Source organism: Hyphomicrobium denitrificans 1NES1 (assembly GCF_000230975.2).
Lineage (GTDB): Bacteria > Pseudomonadota > Alphaproteobacteria > Rhizobiales > Hyphomicrobiaceae > Hyphomicrobium_B > Hyphomicrobium_B denitrificans_A.
The window spans coordinates 864293-884991 of the sequence record NC_021172.1; the positions used below are offsets into that span (position 1 = coordinate 864293).

General features: G+C 58.4%; 20 protein-coding genes. 7 read left to right on the top strand and 13 right to left on the bottom strand.

Features of this window, described 5'->3' with window-relative positions; translation table 11 throughout:
• Positions 1-23: 23 nt before the first annotated feature.
• Together HYPDE_RS04030 and HYPDE_RS04035 are read left to right on the top strand one after the other, a co-directional pair.
• Entirely contained in the window at positions 24-2000 is a 1977-nt protein-coding gene (locus tag HYPDE_RS04030; RefSeq protein WP_144061184.1) for a hypothetical protein, read from the top strand.
• Positions 2001-2404: 404 nt separating this feature from the next.
• Positions 2405-3130: a hypothetical protein gene (locus HYPDE_RS04035; protein ID WP_144061185.1), complete on the top strand. Its 726-nt coding sequence runs from the start codon at positions 2405-2407 to the stop codon at positions 3128-3130.
• 69 nt (positions 3131-3199) lie between these two features.
• Here the strand turns inward: HYPDE_RS04035 and HYPDE_RS19045 are convergent, their stop codons facing one another.
• Together HYPDE_RS19045 and HYPDE_RS19050 are read right to left on the bottom strand one after the other, a co-directional pair.
• Positions 3200-3445 (bottom strand): pilin, encoded by a 246-nt coding sequence (locus HYPDE_RS19045; protein ID WP_144061186.1) that lies wholly within the window; start codon positions 3443-3445, stop codon positions 3200-3202.
• Positions 3446-3733: 288 nt separating this feature from the next.
• Entirely contained in the window at positions 3734-4672 is a 939-nt protein-coding gene (locus HYPDE_RS19050; protein WP_144061187.1) for a helix-turn-helix transcriptional regulator, read from the bottom strand.
• Between the two features lie 165 nt (positions 4673-4837).
• Between HYPDE_RS19050 and HYPDE_RS04055 the strand changes: the two genes are divergently transcribed.
• Together HYPDE_RS04055 and HYPDE_RS04060 are read left to right on the top strand one after the other, a co-directional pair.
• Positions 4838-6538 (top strand): ShlB/FhaC/HecB family hemolysin secretion/activation protein, encoded by a 1701-nt coding sequence (locus tag HYPDE_RS04055; RefSeq protein ID WP_015597094.1) that lies wholly within the window; start codon positions 4838-4840, stop codon positions 6536-6538.
• 9 nt (positions 6539-6547) lie between these two features.
• A complete protein-coding gene (locus HYPDE_RS04060) occupies positions 6548-10690 on the top strand; it encodes an MBG domain-containing protein (protein WP_015597095.1) in 4143 nt (1380 codons plus the stop codon).
• Positions 10691-10721: 31 nt separating this feature from the next.
• Here the strand turns inward: HYPDE_RS04060 and HYPDE_RS04065 are convergent, their stop codons facing one another.
• Positions 10722-11177 carry a hypothetical protein gene (locus HYPDE_RS04065; protein WP_015597096.1) on the bottom strand — a complete coding sequence of 152 codons (456 nt, stop codon included), beginning with the start codon at positions 11175-11177 and terminating at the stop codon, positions 10722-10724.
• A gap of 532 nt (positions 11178-11709) precedes the next feature.
• Between HYPDE_RS04065 and HYPDE_RS19055 the strand changes: the two genes are divergently transcribed.
• Positions 11710-12069, top strand: a complete 360-nt coding sequence (locus HYPDE_RS19055) for an HNH endonuclease (RefSeq protein WP_144061188.1) — start codon at positions 11710-11712, stop codon at positions 12067-12069.
• Positions 12070-12120: 51 nt separating this feature from the next.
• On the opposite strand, the gene HYPDE_RS04075 is transcribed toward HYPDE_RS19055, so the two are convergent.
• The 9 genes from HYPDE_RS04075 to HYPDE_RS04120 all read right to left on the bottom strand — a co-directional run bounded on the left by HYPDE_RS04075 (position 12121) and on the right by HYPDE_RS04120 (position 18752).
• Entirely contained in the window at positions 12121-12393 is a 273-nt protein-coding gene (locus tag HYPDE_RS04075; RefSeq protein WP_015597098.1) for a type II toxin-antitoxin system YafQ family toxin, read from the bottom strand.
• Complete coding sequence (locus HYPDE_RS04080; protein ID WP_015597099.1) at positions 12390-12671, bottom strand: type II toxin-antitoxin system RelB/DinJ family antitoxin; 282 nt, start codon at positions 12669-12671, stop codon at positions 12390-12392. The genes HYPDE_RS04075 and HYPDE_RS04080 overlap by 4 nt, the downstream gene beginning before the upstream one ends.
• A gap of 212 nt (positions 12672-12883) precedes the next feature.
• Positions 12884-13429: a hypothetical protein gene (locus HYPDE_RS04085; protein ID WP_144061189.1), complete on the bottom strand. Its 546-nt coding sequence runs from the start codon at positions 13427-13429 to the stop codon at positions 12884-12886.
• Positions 13430-13445: 16 nt separating this feature from the next.
• Entirely contained in the window at positions 13446-13838 is a 393-nt protein-coding gene (locus tag HYPDE_RS04090; protein WP_015597101.1) for a DUF3768 domain-containing protein, read from the bottom strand.
• A gap of 54 nt (positions 13839-13892) precedes the next feature.
• On the bottom strand, positions 13893-14099 hold the full coding sequence (locus tag HYPDE_RS04095) for a hypothetical protein (RefSeq protein WP_041319965.1): 207 nt from the start codon (positions 14097-14099) through the stop codon (positions 13893-13895).
• 485 nt (positions 14100-14584) lie between these two features.
• A complete protein-coding gene (locus HYPDE_RS04100; protein WP_144061190.1) occupies positions 14585-14986 on the bottom strand; it encodes a hypothetical protein in 402 nt (133 codons plus the stop codon).
• Positions 14987-15713: 727 nt separating this feature from the next.
• On the bottom strand, positions 15714-16424 hold the full coding sequence (locus HYPDE_RS04110; protein ID WP_015597105.1) for an ABC transporter ATP-binding protein: 711 nt from the start codon (positions 16422-16424) through the stop codon (positions 15714-15716).
• Between the two features lies 1 nt (position 16425).
• The gene (locus HYPDE_RS04115; RefSeq protein ID WP_015597106.1) at positions 16426-17628 is read right to left on the bottom strand and encodes an ABC transporter permease; all 1203 of its coding nucleotides are present in this window, start codon (positions 17626-17628) and stop codon (positions 16426-16428) included.
• Positions 17625-18752 (bottom strand): efflux RND transporter periplasmic adaptor subunit, encoded by a 1128-nt coding sequence (locus HYPDE_RS04120; RefSeq protein ID WP_244437772.1) that lies wholly within the window; start codon positions 18750-18752, stop codon positions 17625-17627. The genes HYPDE_RS04115 and HYPDE_RS04120 overlap by 4 nt, the downstream gene beginning before the upstream one ends.
• A 122-nt stretch (positions 18753-18874) precedes the next feature.
• On the opposite strand from HYPDE_RS04120, the gene HYPDE_RS19550 reads away from it, so the two are divergent.
• Entirely contained in the window at positions 18875-19066 is a 192-nt protein-coding gene (locus HYPDE_RS19550; protein ID WP_144061191.1) for a hypothetical protein, read from the top strand.
• Positions 19067-19200: 134 nt separating this feature from the next.
• Here the strand turns inward: HYPDE_RS19550 and HYPDE_RS04130 are convergent, their stop codons facing one another.
• Complete coding sequence (locus HYPDE_RS04130) at positions 19201-19809, bottom strand: TetR/AcrR family transcriptional regulator (protein ID WP_015597109.1); 609 nt, start codon at positions 19807-19809, stop codon at positions 19201-19203.
• Positions 19810-20053: 244 nt separating this feature from the next.
• Here HYPDE_RS04130 and lexA point away from each other — a divergent pair, with 244 nt between their 5' ends.
• Positions 20054-20698, top strand: a complete 645-nt coding sequence (gene lexA, locus HYPDE_RS04135) for a transcriptional repressor LexA (RefSeq protein ID WP_015597110.1) — start codon at positions 20054-20056, stop codon at positions 20696-20698.
• The last annotated feature ends 1 nt before the right edge of the window (position 20699 follow it).

A 20699-nucleotide genomic window follows, 5' to 3' on the forward strand; every position in this document is an offset into this window, starting at 1 on the left:
CGGGTGCCGATTGGAGAGATGGCATGTTGAGAACTCTGTGTTTGGCTCTCGTCGTCGGCGGTGTCGCAAGCGCTGCAGATGCAGCGGATTGTCCCTACAGCCAGACAATCAGCGATGCCTCGGGTTATGTCGGTTTGGATATCGCTTGTAGTGCCTCGTATCCTCTCGCGACCGACGCGCGTCAGGTGATCGCACATAGTCCGCAGGGTGCCTCGATGGAGTCCTATGTAGCGACGCCGCCGGGCGCGCAACAGCCGGTTCCTTCGGACGGGACCTATTTCAATGAGTTCGACAGGAAGCGCTACTACAATGGCACGACGCAAGTGGTGACGCCGCCTTCGTCCCCCACATCGTCAAGCTCATCATCGTTCCCGGGCGGGCCGGTGAAGTTGAATCCGAACGTGACGGCAAACGTCGCCCTAGGTCCAGGCGCGACGACGTCCTCTGCGCTCTCAGGCTCGGGTCCATCGGTGTCGAATCCATACCGATATCAATCTACGAGCACGTTTGCGCCGCCTGCGGCGACGTCGGGATCGGGGACTTCTACAGCGGGGTCAAATCAGTTCGCGGAGATCGCGGCCCATATTTCGGGTGTCGCTCCGCAGTACGGAGTCGGGGGCGTCGCGCTCAGTCGCGCCGCGGCTGAGCGAATGGCTTTCAAATTGGATCTCCAAGGATTGGCCTATAGGGACGGTCGCATCGTCCTGTCGGGCGCAAAGGACAACGATACGAGGTTGGACGCGGCCACTTTTCTAACCTCGCTACGGCTCGCTTGCGGGACAACAGATCCGTACTTCAGCCTCGATCCCGTCAACGGAACTGCTTGGATGAACGAGAGCACCGATGCCATGAGTACCATCTGGGAGCGGCTTAAGGACAGATTTCGTACCGAGCCGAAAGAAGACGGGTTCAGCAGCACGACGATCTCGGTCCGACGAGAGTTGCCGGAATTATGGTCGGAGCTTGCGCAAGAGTATCCCGACCTCAGAGCACGGCTCGTCTTTCATCCCGAATGGCTGCGGCAGACGCGGTTTGGCGAAATCCTTTATAAAGCGGATGTCCTGTTGAAGGAGCTGACTGCCGGAGCGGCAGTCCTTGACACAAATCGGCCTTTACGGGTGCGTGCTATTCCGGGCTATGTGGCACCGGATCTCAGGGGTGCAGCACGCAGCCTTTTCAATAGCGAGACGCGGGAGGTGCAAAGCCTCGGCGGGTTCCGTTTGTGGTTTGACCTGCTACCTCAGGCCAACGCGCCAGCGCAACCGGAAGCGGTCAGTAGCGGACGGGCTTTAGAGCGGAGCAAAAATCCCGGTCTATATGCTGTGCTCAGGGCGCGTGGATACATCGATGAAAAGCCGCCCCCCATGCCATTACAAAGGTCGGCTTTTTATGTCAGCGGGGATGTTACCGACCTGTCCGAAGTGTATCCAAAAATGTTCGTCCGTCGTCACGACAGCGTGTCCGGCGAAGATCTCCCCGGGACAAGCCCTGATCTCGATCTTTTGGCACGGGACGTAAACGCGCGCTCTGCCAAGTATGCCGATGCTTACAGTGAGCTGCGTGATCTCACAGATGTCTTTCGCGCCTATATCGCGAGTGTCAAGATCGCGCAACAAGACACCCTGATCTGCCCGAGGGTGCGGTCCATCCCGCTGTCGGAGGGCGAAAAGGTTGACACTATCCTGCCTGAGTTTCGGCCGAACGAGCTTTTCGTCACCGTGGCGCAGTACAAATCGTCGACCCGTCGGCAGCGAGTCTGGCACACCGCGAGCCAAAGTTCCGTGAGCGGCGGAATCAGCCTGCGCGGAAAGGAATTTTTTCGCGCTGCGAGCGTAGAGGCTCGGACGCCGCTAACGCGAGAAATGCACCAAGAACTCGCCGGTGGCGTGCCGTCTTCTTCTTGGACAAGCCGAACCGGGCGCCAATTCCTTGCCTTCAGCATCGACCCCCGCGAGCCGCCGCCTAAGGTCCCGATTATCGCGACCAGCGTTTTTAAGTAGTCTCGATCATAACGCGCATTGCTTCGGCTACAGGCCCAGTCGAGCAGCCGCAGGGTGACAAGGCATCGCCGCACCCGGCTCAATCGTTCTGCGCGTCTCGAAGCTTGGCGAAACTAGTTGGGGAGCCGGCATACGGCCGCGCTAACATCGTCTTGTCTCTTCAGACAATGTCCATACCCGCTGGCTGCCATGACTCGAATGGAGAAAGATCTCGCGCTTCGCCAGTTGCGATCCACCGCGTCATGCAATGTCGCAGGCGCACTGCTGACTTGCCAGGAGACACCGAAAATCGGTGTTGATCATTTCTCGGCTAAGGCTAGTAGAGGGCTGGGCTCAGAACCTGCGGGATAGACGTATCGATCTCGGACGCTAACGCAGGCCAGTGCGTTCTAATGGAGTAATACATGTACCGCGGAATGCACGTGGCCGCCTTGTTGTGCTTGATCAGTTGGCCGGCCCCGTGCCTGGGGTTCGGTAAGGAATTGCGTCCTGGGGATGCAGAGCCTGACGTTGAGCTCAATGGTGTGTCGGGCTGCTCCGTAATTCCTGGCGGGCACATCATTGGTGAGGAAATCTATCTGCGTAACTGGCACGCTCTGCTGAAGCAGGGTGCTATGCAAAAGCTTTTCGACTATGCGTTTCAGACCGCTGCAGCGGAGTGTGTTGTCACCGAAGTGGGCGTTACTGTGTATGAGAGCGGCAATTCTGTAACGCCGGTCGCTACCGGCACGTGGAAAGCTGCAACGGGCGTGTGGGACATCTCTTCGGCCCTTCCAAAATGGGTCCAATGGGAGCAGAGAGACATCGCCGCAAAAGCTGCGGCTGTAAAGGCGCAGGAGGACGCTCAACGTCAAGCGAATATCATCGCGCAGCGCAAGCAGAAGGCCCTAGCCGACTGCAAGCCAGAACCGAACTATAATGGAGGCCCTTGGTTTGCTCCTTCCTATAAGGTTTCGGCACATGACCAAGTGCAAAAAGTCGTGGCAAGTCAGCGTCTGCTTTGCGTGAAATCAGTCGACTATGTTAGCGTTGCGCCTAATCCGTTCGGCGGTAATGCGGCTCGTATTCGGATTAATGGCTACGATATGAATGGCAACCCCGGCAGCCTCGGAATGGATATTCCTTATTAGTTGGGCTTTCTTGAAGGATTGCTCTCATACGACGCTTTGCAAAATGCTTGATTATGCCTGCTTGACTCATCATTGGCCAAGTATCTGGGTGATGGTCCCGCCGATCACCGTTGCAATCACCCACGCGCCGAGAATGAGGACAGCGCCGTAGATCACGTATTTGAAGTTCTCATGCGCCTCGCCGAGCTTTTGGGCGTTGCCGCGCGCCGAGACGTACATGTAGCCGGCGATCAGAATGAAGAGCGCGACGACGATGATGCCGAGCCGCACCATCGCCTCCAAGACCCGCTGGACGAATTCCGAGATCGAACTCACACCGATAGGATTGCATAATTGCTTTTGCGGATCGCATGAGGCCGCGATTGCGCTAAGCGGCATTGCCAACGAAGCTGTAGTTAGGAGCCTGAGCATAACGTTAATGAGCACCCCAATGGCACGCGGTTGCATCGAGCGCTTGAGGCGGCGCATGCCAAGAAGGGTAGCACGCCTTATCAAAAATAATGATCGAGAGTTTGCGTGGTGTGGATAGTGAGCGCAATGCTGGAGGTATCATACATTCGCCGGGCGATATTGAAATTCTTGCCGGCGCACGTTACCGCGAGATCATCCACTATAAGGGCGCAACTCCTCTGGGTGATCGTCGATGTAGGCAAGTACGCGGCGGCGCTTCTCGGGACCACGAGATTCAGAGTTGATCGCAACCTGAGTGAAAACGTGCGGTAACACACTTTCGACACGCTCGTAGATCGACCGCCAACGCTCTTTCACGGCGTTCGCGCTTATTTTGAGTTGGGTTGCAATTTCTTGATCAATGAGGCCCTCGGTTGCGCCTAGCAGGACGCTCTGCTCGGCGCGCGTAAAGCGGCAAACTGGCCTGTTGCCAGTGAAGAGCCACGCAATCGCAGAGCCCGGGTCCCCGCGTTCAACGTCTTCTCTAGATAAACCAACGAGCACTCGCTCATCTGGTGCCGTCATTCTAAGAAAAGGCGCGAGAGTTCCTGCTGGAATCTTGCGGAGTTGAAGAAAGCCGCCGGCCAAAAACATAGGTAAAGCTGCGGCGGGCACCTCCTTCAAAATTCGATTGAGTCGGTATCCGCGATGCGAGCGAATAAGCGTCTGCTGGCCAAGCATGGACAGTTCCCGGCCGCTTGCTTCGCTCGCATCGATTGGCCGTTGGATCCAGAGCAGTGGCACGAGGCTGAGGCCACCGTTCGCATTGCCAGCCGCTATCTGAGAGTGATTAAGGAGACCAGCGACAGGATGGTTATCGTGCGCCTCGCTAAATAACGTTAACGCCAACCATGGATGTGGGTCTTGACAATAGGATAGGGCATAGCGATCATCTAAAAAGCCGGATACTCCAAAAGCTTCTAGACACCACACTGGTGACGGCGAACGCGTCGCTTCGATGCATGAGCCAAGCAAACATTCTTCGCCGATCAAACGATACAAAAGCTCAGCCAAATCGAGCGCCAGGTTTGAGGGCACCGGCCGTTCTGCAATGATCCAGGATGCGACAGTCGGAGCGTCTGCCGGCAGCATACGTCTGACGCGCCGCGAAATCCGTCTGCTTTCGACGTCCTTGTTGTGTCCAGCCATCCTCAGAACACCGAATTCATCCCCTAGCACCGAAAATCGGTGTTGCTCATCGTTTCTATACTGAATTATTGCGCGACACGCACTTGAAAAGTGGGGGAGTGAGCTGTCATGCCAAGTAGCGGCAGGCTCGCGCTGTTTTGCGTGTCCGCATTATTGGCGGCAGTGTTGCCTGAGCAGGTTTTTGCCCAAGCCGTCCCCCCGTCGGATAATGCCGGGCGCATACCGCAGCGCTTCCAGGAAGCGCCGCAGCCGAAATCCCTGCCGCGCGCCGGCGGAATCGAACTTCCGTCAACCATCGCTCCGGCCAATGCGGCGCACATCAAGCTGACGGTTCGCCGGTTCGAGATCACCGGCTCGAGCATCTACAGCGCCCGCGATTTTTCAGATCTCACGGCGCCGCTGACCGGTCATCCGATCGCGCTGTCTGAGATCTACGCCCTCGCTGCCCGCATCACCGCGCGCTATGGCGAGGATGGCTACGTCCTCTCGCGCGCCGTCGTGCCGCCGCAGTCACTGTCACCGAACGGCGCTGTCATCCGCATCGAGATTGTCGAGGGCTATGTCGACGCCGTGGTCTGGCCGGCTAGCCTTAAGCAGCGCTACCGCGATTTCTTCTCGGACTACGAAGCCCGCATCGTCGAATCGCGTCCGGCCAACATCAAAGTCATCGAGCGCTATCTGCTTCTGGCGAGCGACCTGCCAGGGTTGACATTCTCATCGACCTTCAAGCCTTCCGGTTTGCACGCGAAGGCATCGACCCTCATCGTGTCGGCAGCGACCAAGCCTGTTTCTGCGGAAGCCAGCGTCGACAACTGGGGCTCTAAGGGGCGCGGACCCTGGGAAGCGATCGTTTCCGGCACCGCCAACAACTGGTTGGGGCTGCACGAGGCGCTGTCGATGAGATACGCGACCGCCGTGCCGTCAACCAACCAGCTCCAGTATTGGGAGGGAACATGGCGGCAGGTGCTCAACTCCGAAGGTCTCACGTTCACGTTCGACGGGTCGTATAACACCGGCATTCCTGGCCTCGGAGCGCTGCAAACGATCGCGTACAACAGCGACGGCTTGTTGTTCAACGCCACGCTTGCCTATCCCATCATTCGCTCGCGCGACGAGAACCTGACCTTTTCGGGCATCGCCTTCACCGAGGATGTCAAGAGCGACGCCCTGAGTGCGCTGTTCACCGATGATCGGTTGCGCGGGTTCAGGGCGCGCGTCGACTACGATCGCGCAGACACATGGGGAGGTATCAACCTCGTCGAAGCGACAGTGAGCCAGGGGATCGAGGGTCTCGGCAGCACGAGCAACGATAACCCCTACGCATCGCGACTCGGCGGTCGCGTCGACTTTACAAAAATAGAGGCGACTATCTCCCGTGCGCAGCCACTCAATATGATCAAGCCGGGACTTTCCCTCTACGGAATGATCTACGGGCAATATGCGTTCGACCCCCTTCTCGTCGTCGAGCAATGCAGCTACGGCGGCAAAATCTTTGGCCGCGCCTTCGATCCATCGACCATTGTCGGCGACAACTGCGTCACGTCGCTCGCCGAACTGCGCTACGACCTCGCCATTCCAGATAACGTCTTCACGCGCACGCAGCTGTTCGGCTTCGTCGATCATGGTTTCGTCGACCGGATCACGACGTCGGCGCGCATTCCACATGATGAATGGGGAAGCTCGGCCGGCGGTGGGGTGCGCCTCGGATGGCAGGACAAGGTCTCGGCCTCAGTCGAGGCGGACAAAAGCATCGCCGGCGATATCGCGCACGACTGGCGCGGGCACGCCGAGCTGACGGTCAGATATTAGGGAAAAAGGATGACCATGCGCGCGACGTCCCCTTACATCCGCTTTCTGATCGGGGTTGCGACGCTTGCAGCGGGTGGAGCGTTGACGGTCGCGGCGCACGCCAATCCGGCGGGAGGGCATGTAGTCGGCGGCGCCGCGACGATCCAGGGTCAAGAAACGCCGGGCGTCATCGTCAATCAATTAAGTCAGAGCGCCATTATCGATTGGCAGTCTTTTAACATCGCACCTGGCGAGACGACGAAGTTCATTCAGCCCAATGCGGCTGCCGTGGCACTCAACCGCGTCACCGGCGACAAAAGCCCGTCGAGCATTTTCGGCTCGTTGTCGGCCAACGGCCGCATCTTCCTGGTCAATCCCGAAGGCTTCATCTTTGGCCCGAGCGCCAAGATCAACACCGCCGCCTTCCTGGCAACGACGCACGACATCACGAACGACGACTTCCTTGCTGGTCGTTACAAGTTTGGCATCCCCGGGAACCCAAAGGCGTCCATCGTCAATGAAGGCACGATCACCATCGCTGATACCGGCATCGCCGCACTGGTCGCTCCCGCCGTGCGCAACGACGGCGTCATCACTGCTCGCCTCGGCAAAGTAGCGCTGGCCTCCGCCAATGGCTTCACGCTTGATCTCTACGGCGACAATCTCATCACCTTCTCTCTCAACGACGCGATCGCTTCGCAGGTGATCGATGTTGCGACCGGCAAACCGATCAAAAGCCTCGTCAAGAACCGCGGCAAGCTCTCAGCCGAGGGCGGCACGGTCGCGATGACCGCCGTGACGGCGCGCGCTCTGGTCGACAGCGTCATCAACAATTCCGGTGTCGTCGAAGCGCAGTCGGTCGGCGTGCAGAATGGCAGGATTGTGCTGGGCGCTCAAACGGCCAAGAGCAAGCATTCGCCTGCGCGGACGCAGAAAGTGTTGGTATCCGGCACGCTCGACGTTTCGGGCAAAAGCAAAGGCGAGACCGGCGGCACCGTGCAAGTCACGGGCGAGAGCATCGCCCTCAACGGCGCGAGCATCGATGCCGGCGGAGACGCTGGCGGTGGCAAGGTCCTGATCGGTGGCGACACCGGCGGCGGGATCCCTAACCCTGCCGTTGCCGGCAACACCACGGCGGCGCTTGAACCGCAGCAAATCCCCACCGCTTCCGCAGTTGCCATTGATGCCTCGTCGACGATTGATGTTTCGGCCGTGGGCGCGGGCAATGGCGGCAAGGTCGTCGTCTGGTCCGATGACGATACTGTTTTTAACGGTGCGGCTATCTCGCGCGGCGGCACATTGTTCGGAAACGGCGGTTTTGTCGAGACGTCGAGCCACGACAAGCTCGGGTTCAGCGGCCAAGTCGATCTTGATGCCCCGAACGGCGAGCGCGGAACGCTGCTGCTCGATCCTAAGGACGTCACCATCGGCAGCTCGGGCGCGTGGGTGGTGACGCCAGCAGCTATCGAGGCGGCGCTGGCGACTTCGGACGTAATCGTCAACACCAGCGCGGCGGGGACCGACGCCGGCGACATCACCGTCGCCGAGAGCGTCAGTTGGAACAATGCCAACACGCTAACTTTGAGCGCCAACCGCAACATCACCGTTCTCAATGGCGTAACGATCTCGAACACGAGCACGGGCAATCTGGTTATGCGCGCCGACGATACCGGCAGCGGAACGGGATCCATATCGTTTCAGGGAACAGGAAAGGTTGATTACTCCGACAGCATGGGCATCGTGTCAGTCTTCTACAATCCGGCTGGGGGATACAGCTCTCCGACAGATTACACGCCCTACATCGTTATCAACGGTGCCGTATCAGGGCAGCTCACCGCCTACATGCTGGTCAACGACGTCAATGATCTGCAGGACATTCAGCAGAATCTGAGCGGTAATTACGCGCTCGGCAAGGATATCGACGCGAGCGCAACAGCGACGTGGAATGGCGGAATAGGGTTTCTGCCGATTGGGAATGGGACAAGCACGTTTCTCGGGACACTGTTTGGTCAGGGATACACGATTGACCAGCTGACGATAAATTCTTCAGGATCATATATTGGACTTTTTGGAGTTCTCGGGCCGACTAGCAAAGTTGTTCAAGTGGGTCTGTTGGACGTTGATGTCATCGCGAATACCGCATCTACAGTTACAAGTTCGCTTCCCTATGTCGGGTCGCTCGCTGGGTCGATTAACAAGGGAACGATCATCGATAGCTATGCTACTGGCAATGTTGGATCGAGTGTCGGGGGCACAGTTGGCGGGCTCGTGGCGGTCAATGGCGGAATGATCGTTGATTCATATTCCGGCGTGAACGTCAGCAACCAATCGCTTTTTGGCGGCGCTACTGGCGGGCTGGTTGGCCAAAACGCATTCAACGGAGTAATCAAAAGGTCATACGCCACGGGGAACGTTCTTGGTAACACTGCCAACGGCACCGGTGGCCTAGTTGGACTGAACAACTCGACTAACGGGGGGGCTATCGATCAGACATTTGCGACCGGTCTGGTATCGGGTAATGGGACGGGTGGACTCGTTGGAAGCGGTAGCGCATGCTATTCGTCCTCTCCTGGGTGTAGCCCTGTAGGGCCGATAACGAACTCTTATTGGGATATTCAATCTACCGGACAGGCAACCAGTATCGGATCGGTCTATGCCAATAGCGTTGGCGCTAACTATGCGGGACTTTCGACGGTACAGCTCAAATCTGGCCTACCGCAGGGGTTCAGCTCGGCCGCGTGGGGCATCAATGGTACGACAAATGCCGGCTACCCATTCCTGCTATGGCAGGCTGCTGCCGCAGCACCGGCTACCATCTTGTCCGGCGCGGCGGGCACGCCTGTCACCTTGTACTATGTCGCTAGCTCTCAGAGCGTCCAATATGGGCAGGACCTGCCGAGCCTGACAGGCACAGTGATCGGCTTTCTGCCGGGCGACAGCTTGGCGACGGCCACAACGGGAACGCTAACATTCACAACGCCGGCGACGTCATCCTCAAGCGTCGGCAATTACGCCATCACCGGCTCCGGCCTTACGCCGACCGGCAATTACGTGTTCGCGCAGGATCCAGGCAACGCAACCGCTCTTGCCATCATGCCCGCGCCTCTAACGATCAGCGCCGACAATCTGCAGAAAACGTACGGCGCAACGCTCAACTTCACCGGCCAGGAGTTCACGACCATCGGATTAGTGAACGGAGACAGCGTTTCTTCCGTGAGCTTGTCGAGTGCAGGGGCGTTGCCGACCGCAACGGTTGCGGGTGGCCCGTATCAAATCGATGCCTCGAACGCGATTGGCTCCGGGCTTGGCAATTACGCGATCACGTATGCACCGGGCTCGCTTGTTGTGAATCCGGCGCCACTCACCATCACGGCCGACAATCAATCGAAGCAATTCGGCGCTCCGTTCACGTTCAGCGGCCAGGAGTTCTCGGCGAGCGGACTTGTCAATGGCGACACAGTGAGTTCCGTATCGCTCTCAAGTCCAGGTGCTCCAGCGAATGCGACTGTCACAGGAAGCCCATACGCAATTACTGCGTCGAACGCGCAGGGATCGGGATTGGGAAATTACAGCATCAGCTATGTTGATGGAGCGTTCTCGGTGATTTCGAGTGCGCCGCCCCCGCCAACGCCAGCGATTCTTTTTCCTGTCGTGCAGGATCCAGCAGCTCAAGCGCAAATCTTATCCTTGATTTATCCACCCTATTCGACTGGAGCCGCTTCGACACCGAGCGTGGCTCCAATAGATTTTCTCTTCACCGGTGCCCAACAAAGTTATTTGGATAAACGTAACTCTATCGCGCTTGCTTACGCCTTCGACAATGAAGTCGTACAGAGCGAAATTTCCGATCTTTTGACGAAAGCGTACGCCGCCTATGGCTTTGGGCCAGTCGCGCCGACTGCAGAAGTGGTTGCAAATTTCCTACTTAAATTTAAGGCGGCCTGGAAAATCAACGCGGAGGGGCATAACGGTAATTATCTGAGAGCCCTGAATGATGGTGTTGGACTGTTTTCAGAGGTCTTTTTAGAAACGGTGGCAGCGCTGTCGGCGTCCGAAGGTGGGCCCGTGGTGTCGGCTACCGTTGTGTCTTTCGTAGACAATGGTCTCGGCGTAACAAAACTCGCTGCTGCATTTGCAACTGCCTATACATATGGATTTGTTTGGGGGCAATGACCAGGGGACAAAGCAGCATTGTCCGATGTCGTCAGTCAGAACTGAGCATACGTTCTATTTCTCTAATCGGGAGCAAGTAATTGACAGTTTTACTTGGGTATGCAAGCACCGCTACCCCATTGATTGAAATATGAGTATTGACGGTTATAAAAAGCCCCGTCATGACTATGCTGAACACTGGTGGAGGGAAAATTGGAGCATTGCCTGGAGGCGCCGGAAGCCAGGAAACTCCAAAGGACTGCTTCGCGATATCTTCTATTATTACTGCATTGCCCTGATACGTTCCTGTTAGCCTCCTAATCGAATATTCGGTATTTTTTTTGTTCTCTCTTGGCAAATCGGGTCGTTCAAATCGAAGTCCATATTTGTTAGCCAGCAACCAATATTGGTTGTCGCGTCTATAGTTCAAAGCAGTGAGGACCAGAAACAAAAAAACGCAAAACCCGATGGCCCCGACCGCCTCGATGAAATAATCACCCGGCGCCATTATCGATTATTTTAGCACATTATTCGACTGCCGTGCGTTGCTTTGTTTGTTGGATAAGACGATAGCGGGGGCGGTGATAGAATGAACTCTCTCATAAATGGCCCTTTTCGGGACAGTTGACGTTACCGAACCCGCCGCCTGTGCAAGCCAGAGAGAAAGAACTCCGCCGCACGACGTGAGAGCTAGACTCGCCTCCGAGGCCGAGCGCCTCGTTCGCAAGACGAGCTGCGGTGAGTGGGGCCGAGATGCGACAGCGCGACGAAAAATATCATCGCGCGGTACCTCCGTCATAGAGTTGCCTCAGGCACAGACTGCACTTGTTGGCGGGAAGCAGCGGAGGCCGGCCCATGCAGTGTCAGCGTCATGGATTGTCGAATTTCTTTACGGGCATCGGGTCTGGCTGTCCCAATTCCACACGCACCAAGGGTGCAACGGTGCGACGAAGACGGCCGCGCCACGGTACCCGGCCAGAGCTCTCCACCACCACACCTCGCTGGTGACAGAGGCCGAGCGCGTGAGTGTCCGTCGGGCGATGAAAAAGCGCGTTTTCGCGCGCGACCACTATCGCTGCCGCTATTGCGGTTTCGACATGACGCTGCATTTTCCGTATCCGCACTTGCACGTCCTGACCGTCGATCACGTGCGCCCGCGTTCCAAGGGCGGGAAGCATGCCTACAACAATCTCGTCACGTGCTGCCGTTGGTGCAACGGGCGCAAAACGAACCGCCCGGTCGAAGAGTTTCTGCAAGAGCTCGGACAGCCGACAGCTTCGCTCACCATCGATATCGCACACGAGATTGATGCACGGCCGCCGGTTGCGCCGAAACGCAGGTTCAGAGAGCGCTTTAAGTGGCGATCATGGGTTTCGTCGGATCAGTCCAATCGCCTTTGACCTTGGTTCGCTGACAATTGTCGGTGGTTGGGCCACCATCGCACCACTGCCTCAGCGTTCAAATAGATCGGCGTGCGTGCCGGTTCTGACGAGCGCGATTTCCGTGTCGCTTGCCTGATAGATGAGCAACCAGTCGGGTTGAATGTGGCACTCCCGAGCACCGCGCCACGCACCCTTGAGTTCATGGTCGCGGCGCGCGGCCGGCAATGCTTCGCCGCGCCGAAGTGTATCAACGACGTCGGCGAGCAAGGCTAGGTCGTAGGCGCGACGGCGGGCACGTTTCAAATCTTTTTTGCAGGCCGTCGAGATGCGGAGGGCTTTCATGCCCGGCGTTTTTGGCGCGGGCGGCTGATTCGTTCAAAGACTTCGTGGGTCGGCTTATCAAATCGCTCGCCACCACCGGCGGCGAGTTCATCCAAGGCCGCGCGCGTTTCGGCATTCGGCACGCGCACCTCAAAGGGCATGCCGTTGCGCAGGACGATCTGGTGCAACAGCATCGTCACCGCTTCGCTGGTGCTGACGCCGACTTGCGCCAGCACGCGCTCGGCGCGAACTTTGAGCCGCCGGTCGACGCGGGCATTGATGGTGGCATCCTTGGGCATGGCTGAACTCCGGAGCATTGCCGGTATTGTACTGCAATCGTTGTACAACGCAAGGCGCGCCCCTCAGCCGCGACTTTTGGCTCGTATTCTGGGCGGATGGAGGGGGATGGTGGGCAGCCCCTCCCCCCGCCCCCTGGCAGCCGGGGGCGGGAGAGTGCCGGTCGGGATGTCAGCCCTCACCGGTTTCGGTCTTCCGCTTGCGAGCGCGGCTGCTACCAGCTGGCGCGATACTCGAAGTCAATCACGGCTTCGTCCGGCTCGGCGAGCACGGCTTCGAGCTGGCGCACGGTGTCCGCAACGTCGTCGAAGTAATACTCGTCATAGTCGGTGCTGCCGAAGAAGAAGCCCGCTTGCGTCGGCAGCAGCCTCTTGGCCGTCGTCGCGTCTGCAATCACGCGGCCGTTTTCGACGATGGGTTTCTCGGCGCCGTTCTCGTAGGTGTAGCCGTTCGTCACCTGGCCGGGGACAAGTGTTGAGTGCGCCAGGACTTCCTTGCACGTGCGCAGAAGCTCGTCGAGGTCGCCGCGGCTCACGGGATAGTGCTTGCCGTCGTCCACGCCATCCTGGACGTGGGCGACGAACCAGCGGTGAATGGCGTTGGCCTTGCGCCAGTAGGCCACCTCCTCAACGATGGAGGTGATGCGCTCCGGCTTGATGTCGGCGCGGTGCGTGCCGCCCTGCTCGACGGCAACGCGATGCCGTTCCTTCTCCGTCATGAAGCTCCAATTTTTCACGTAGGAGTTTTTGCAGAGGTACATGTCAAGACCCATACGCCTAGTATTCTTCGGCGAGCATGACGGTTAAGACGCGGCGGGTTTGGGCGGGGTCGCTCGCGTCGGGAGAGGCCGTCTCGCGCTCTTCGTCGTAGCAATCGACTTTCCAATTGAGGGTGACGCCGTCGAGCGCGAAGACGCCGAAATCGTGTTCGCCCCAAGGGTCGTTGCTCTCGGTAAACTCGGAGAAGGCGCGTACTTCTTCCAGCGCCCGATTGATAAAGTCGTTGCCGTGGGCGGCGACGCCGCGGGTGATGACAAGCTCGCCGAGCGCTATCCAGGGAGCGATGAGCCCGGTTCTGGTGCGGAAGGCGTCGTTGAGTTCGCGGATGCGGGCCGTGTGCTCGTCCTGCATTTCCTGCAAGGCGTCGCGGTCGGTGTCTAACGTGGACATGGTAGAATGGTGATGAATGGTAAGGACGGCGGGGCGGTAGCCCCGCCGTTTCTGCTAGCTTTTCTTGCGCGTGGCGGCGCTCGCCGCGCGTGCCGCGAAGCGCTCTTGCGCCGCGTCCATGTGCTCGACTTCGCTCCTGACGAGCTCGGCGGCATCGCGTAGCGACACGGCGCACTGCCGGAGCGCCTCGATGCGCTTGGCGAAAGTCGGTTGGTTGTCCAGGGCTGATAATTTCGACCGGCCGCGGCTGCTGCCCGCCACGGCATACCTGTTGCATTGCCGACGGCGGCCGCGCGGTCATGAGGCGGGGAACCCAACGAGGACGCGGCTGACGCGCGCGAGCCTCGTGCTCCAAAACGAAAGGACACCCCGCGGGTGCCTTGACGGCGCGAGCCGCATGTCGGCTACCATCGAAAATGCCGTGAGCAGGCACAGCTGCGTGGGCTTCGGGGACCAATGGCAGGACGACGATAGAAGGACACGACCTGCGAGCGCGGATGCGCGAGCGAACTATCAAGTTAGTTAGTCGTTGGCGCCCGCTCTTTTGCGCCATTCGGTGCGAGGCGGTTCGGTGATATAGCAGAAAAGCACTGCTCACAACGCATTCGTTCATGGCGGCAATGCACTTAGCCGAGCAATGGCGCGCGCAGAACTCAGCACAGACATCAACCTATTTCGACTTCGCGAATATCTGACGCAAGACCTTCACACCTAGATGCAAAGAGGTCTGATGGATTGAACGCCACTTAATGGAGTAGGGGAGTAGGCCGCAATGACGGCTCGTCGGGTCTAACGCAACTCTCGAGAAAATCGTCGATGAATGTTTCGAGAGCCACCCAGTCCGTGAACCTGACATTCTCGCCCGGAGTGATGCCGCCATTCAATAAAATGCGTTGCAAGACTTGCCGCTGGAAATAATCGCATCCCGACCAGTGTAGAGCGCCGCCGACCAGCAAGGTCTTCCTCGGCAACCAACCTGTGGTCGCAATAAATCGATCGACATACTGTTGCGCTTTCTCGCGCCCATCTGTGGTGGCCGCCGGTAGGCTGACGGACACGAAGGCGGATGAGTTCTCCATCTTATTTTGCCGTTGCAGCCGGTCGGCAAGCGTCAAACGACCATCATAAGCCCATTGGATCGTGGCCAAATCTGTCGGGAATGCCTCAGTTAGAATTTTTGCCTCGAAGGAGCTTTGACCTCTCCTCAACATCCATTGCGAAAGGCGCGCACTACCGTTCTAGTTTGAAGGCTTGTTTGCCGTCTTTCAGGCCGACATACCCGTTTTCGGATCGAACCAATTTCACGCATCGCTCGGGAAGCAGTGCTCCAGGTTTAATGCATAGCCCGTCCGGGGTCGGCCGCCAGTTCGGGGATAGCTGGATGATTCCGCCCGTCATTTTCCCGGTGCCGTTCTGGAAAAGTACGAGGGTTCCGACTTGACCATCGTCTGTCGTCATTTTCCATGGGCGCCCATCTGTAATCTTGTGGGCCGGGGACGGCTCTTCCGCCCTGCTCACATTAGTCAAAGCGCATGTTGCCATGATGAGTGCGAGAAATGATACCAGCAATAAGAATCGCCTTTCTCGCACGCTTCCACGATGACTTCCTTCTAGCTTCTCCAATTGTCTGCTCCTAAGGCTGAGAATGTGTAGGAAACCGGTGCGCACTACCGCTCAGATGAGCGCGTGCCATATCAGTTGTCCTTGGTCGCGTTGTAGTGTTCTTTGGGCTCGTATTTGGCTGCTCTACTGAAAGGCGCCGGCCCGTTGCTTGCAGGATTGCGTAGCTCGCAAGCACGTTGTCGCGCTCCGCTGGATTTCCGATTTCCAGTTGCCGCAGGAGGCGGATGGCGGTGATCATGTTCGGTTGTGCTGTCAGTCAAATCCGCATCCCTCTCCTACTTCTTCATGAGTTACGCCGTCCCTGATGTGATAGATGCGCTTGAAGGTCGGGATGATCTTCTCGTCGTGCGTGACGACGATGATGGCCGTTCCAAACTTGGCGGCCATTTCGTTGAGGATTCGGATCACGGTCAGCGCCCGTACGCTGTCGAGCGGCGCGGTCGGCTCGTCGGCAAGAATAATCGGCGGCCGGTTGACCAGTCCGCGTGCAATCGCGACCCGCTGCTGTTCTCCGCCGGATAGTTGCGATGGCATTGCGGCAGCGCGATGCTCGACGTCGAGAGCGGTCAGGAGCTCACGCGCACGCTGGCGAGATTCGCTATTGGGAACACCGGCCAGCATCGGTAGCAAAGCGACATTGTCGGTGACGTCCAGAAAGGGGATGAGGTACGGCGCCTGAAAAACGAAGCCGATCTTGTCCCGCCGCAACGCGCGAAGATCGGAAATTTTCCAATCGTCGTCATAGATCACCTCGTTGCCGAGTATCATACGTCCGCCGCTCGGATCGATAACCGCTCCCAAGGCCTTGAGCAACGTGCTCTTTCCTGATCCTGATGGGCCGATCAGGCCGACTACCTCGCCGGGTGTGACCTGCATATTGATGTCTTTCAAGGCATCGACGGCGGTGTCACCACTCCCATACCGCTTCCGGAGTTTCTCGATGCGGATGCCGCCGGTTCTCATCTCATCCACCGATCGCCTCCGCGGGATCGATCTTGAGCGCTATACGGATGGCGACGACGCTAGCAAGCGCGCATATGACGGTGACGGCGATGAGCCCAATCATCGTGTCGATGGAAAGCAGAAGGACGAATTTCGGGAAAAGAGGTGCTGCGAAGGTCGCCGTGATCTTGCCGACGATGAAGCCAATCAACCCAAGTACAACCGCCTGCTGCAGGATCATGGACGCAATCGTACGATTGCGCGTGCCGATCAGTTTCAGCACGGCAATCTCGCGTATCTTATCCATCGTGAGCGTGTAGATAATGAAGGCGACGATGGCGGCGCTGACGATTGCCAGGATGCCGAGGAACATGCCGATCTGCTTGGCGGATGTCGCTATGAGTTTCCCGATCAGAATCTCTTCCATTTGGGGTCGCGTATAAACCGTCAGCCGCTTCCACCTTGCTATGTCAGTTGCAATGCGCTCGGGGTCATAGCCAGGTTTGACGTGGATCAGGACTGCGTTCACGTAAGGGTTGCTGTTTTGCGACGTGATCACCGCGTCTAGCAAGCCAGGCACCCAAGGCCGGTTGAACTCCGGATTTTCGCCGGTGCGCCGACGCTGACGGACAATGGAGTCGTTGTCCTTGAGGAATTGTGCATCCTGCGCATCCTTCAGCGGGATGAAAACCATCGGATCGCCGCCCGACGAAACCGTCCGCCGAGTGAGGCCCACGATGGTAAAATGGTTTCGTCGGATAACGATCGTGTCCCCAAGGGAAAACCCCGTAGCGACATCGGCCACCGCCTCATAGTGACTGCGCGTGATCTGCCGCCCTGCGACAAGAAATGGCGGCTGGCCCGGTATCGCCATATCTCCAGGCGCAGTGCCGACTACCATGGCCCGCACGTCCGAGTTTCCTTTTTGAACCTGCATTGTCAGATAGGTTACGTTAGCAACCCGCTCGACACCGGGGATCGCGAGGATCCCGCGATAGATGTCATCATTGATGCTTGAGGATTCCGCGTAAGGGCCGAGTGTGTTCTGCTGGACGACCCACATATCGGCGCCGCTGTTGTCGAGCAGCACCTTGCCGTCATCGACCATCCCCCGATAGACGCCGGCCATGGTGAAGGTCACCCCGATGAGCAGACCAAGCCCGACCCCCGTGAAGACGAACTTACCCCATGAATGCAGAATATCGCGCCCTGCAAGACTAATCATTTGAGTAGGTCCGCAGAGTTGTTGGCTACCCGAATGCGGCTCGTACTGGCCAATTTGGATGCGCTGTGAACAACTATCTGGTCACCGACCTTCAGGCCTTTTGTGACCTGTACGGACCCTTCCAAGTCTGCGGCGCCGAGTTGGACGACCGTAAAGCGGATTTTCCCGTCTTCGATTTTCCAGACGCCCAATTTGCCGCCAACATTCTGGATCGCAGCGTTCGGGATCGTCGGCGACGCGGCAAGCTCAGGCAGGGCGACCGATACTTCGGCCAACTCTCCGATCGAAGGAAGCGGCTCAGGAAGCGCGTCGAACTCTACCTTGGCCAGATTTTCTTCCGTCACCGCGTCAGCGAGGACTTCTACGCGCGCCACTCGTCCCGACGCGCTTTTGCCAGCGCGTGAACGCAATGCAATCGAGGCGGGCAGGTCCTGTCGCAGGCCCGTTGCCGCAATTTGATCGAACCGAGCATTGATCCAGAGATTCTTCGGATCGATCATCTCGATGACCGCTTGGCCAGCGACCATGGTCGTTCCCGGTTCGGCCTTGCGTGCTGCAATCACCCCGTCAACCGGCGCACACAGAATCAGATTTTCCCGCTGCTTGATCAGGCCGTCGCGGTCGGCGCGATTGCGTTGGAGATCCTGTTGCGCGGCAGAGAGGTTCGACCGGGCGGCCGAGAGAACAGCGTCAGCTACCTGGCTGTCCTGCCGCTTGGTTTCCACCGCGACTTCACTGACGGCGCGGGTCTTCCAGAGTTCTTCAAAACGTTTCGCCTGGGCAAGCGCGTAATCCTTACGCGCCAGCGCATCAGCCACCTGCGCCTCGGCGGTTTTTATGGATGCTTCGGCCCGACCGATCGCCGCATCGAGCGCTACGATGCGAGTATCGAGGTCCACCGGGTCCATTTCCGCCAGAACCTGGCCGGCTCGCACCCTATCGCCCACATCGACATTTATCTTGGCGATGCGGCCTGCGGTGGTGGGGCCGATCTTATAAGAGAAACGGGCCTCGACCGTGCCGATGCCGAATAGTGCGGGTGAGATTGAGCGGGCCTCGACAGCGGCGGTTGTGACAGCGACGGGTGCCAGTGGTCCAGAGCGCAGCACCACGTAGCCGAACAAGGCGGCAGTCACGGCTCCAACGCCTCCAAGCATCAATGTACGACGTTGCAATGAAGGTAGTTTCACCGGTTTACCTCCATGCATGCACGATATGATTCAAGGGCATCGGAGACGCGCCGCGAATGCTGCCGACATCCCCCGACGATCAGCGCTCGAAACACCAGATGTTGGATAGCGGCTATGAACTGGTGGGCCGTCATCCTCTTGTTGATTGTGTTTCGTATTTCCCCGCACTGCTGCGCCTCTTCGATTACGCTGGAGAGACGCTGTGCGTACCGCTGGATAAACGACTCGATCATCAGTTTGAGCGCTGAACTGCTTGTCCTGCCGAGCACACCGGGCAACATGCGTGGAATGTTCGGATGATCCGCGACATAGGCATCATCGGCTGTGAACGTAGCGCCGAGGGATCGAACTGGAGGTGCGATGGCCGAGCAATGCAGAGGAGTCATCTTGCCGCCTCGATGGCGCGTCGATACAGAGCGAACGCTCCTGGCGCACTGGCACGGAGGCGCTTGATGTCACCGGCGATGAGGGACTGCATGACAAGGCCTTGGATTGTACCGATGAAGAGTGTGACGGCCGCCTTGTCATCCAGCGTGGCAGCCAACTCGCCACGCTTCTTGCCCTCCGCGACGAGCCGTCCGAGGCGCTCGCCATAACGCCGGATCAAAGCGCGAGCCATACGCTTGGCTACGCTCTGCTCAGCGCGTTGCAGCTCTCCAAACAGCATCCGAGGCACGCCGGGATGCTCCGAGATGAACTCGATATGCGCAGTGAACGCAGCCTCCAGCGCGTCAAGCGGAGAGGCCGCAGCGGAGGTCGCCTTGTCTATGCGCATCAGCAAGCGCTCTGAAACCCATTCCATGACGGCTTGAAGAATGGCGTCCTTGGAGGGGAAGTGCCTGAATAAGGCGCCTTGGGTCACCCCCATCCGCTTGGCGATAGCTCCGGTCGTGATGTCTGTAGGATTTTGCTCCGCCGCCAAGTCGATGACGGTCTCAACCGTCACCTCACGTCGCTCCTCTGCGGAAAGGTAGGCCGATCGCGAGATCATGAGCGTCTCCAAAAGATAGTAATCAATTACTATCTATCAGCGATGCAATTCTTTTCAAGGGGGGCTACGCAAATAGGTTCACTTGTGGCGCCCATGCGCGCGAATAGGGACTGGTAATTCGAGGGATCGTGGAGATGCTGGGCGGCAGCGCGAGGATCTGCCCCCGGTACTTCCTGCTTGGTTCTGCTGTGGAAATGCGCCAGCCGCCCTTGTCCGCGGTGTACACTGGTGTACACTGCGTACGATGATCAAAAGATTCGATCCCGGCCCGCTACGTGCATCAGACCGCAAGGCTCTGACGATCATACGGAATAAGATTCTGCATACCGGATCAGCCCCGTCGCTCCGGGAGCTGGCCGCTGCCCTCGGCTTTTCGTCAGCCCGCTCGGCAGTGATGGTGGTTGAGAGGCTTACGGACGGCGGCTACGTGAAGCGGCGCGAGAGCGACAAGACATTACAATTGCTGAAAATGCCGGAGGACGCGGCTGATCGCGACTCCACCGTTGGCGTGCCGCTTGTCGGCAATGCTGCGTGCGGCACGCCGCTTCTCGCGGTTGAGAATACAGAAGCAATCATCCCTGTTTCGACGCGGATCGCGAGAGCCGGTGAGAAGTATTTTTTGCTGCGAGCAGCAGGGGATTCGATGGATGCGGTCGGAATCGATGATGGGGCGCTAGTGCTCGTGCGTCAGCAGCCGACTGCGGAAAACGGGCAAGTCGTCGTCGCGCTCGTCGACGACGAAGCCACGATTAAGGAGCTTCGCCGATCTAACGACGCGGTGGTGCTGATGCCAAAGTCGCACAACAAGAAGCACAAGCCGATCGTCTTGCGTCGAGATTTCCGCGTGCAGGGCGTGGTTGTTGCAACGTTGCCGGCACTAGAGAGCTGAT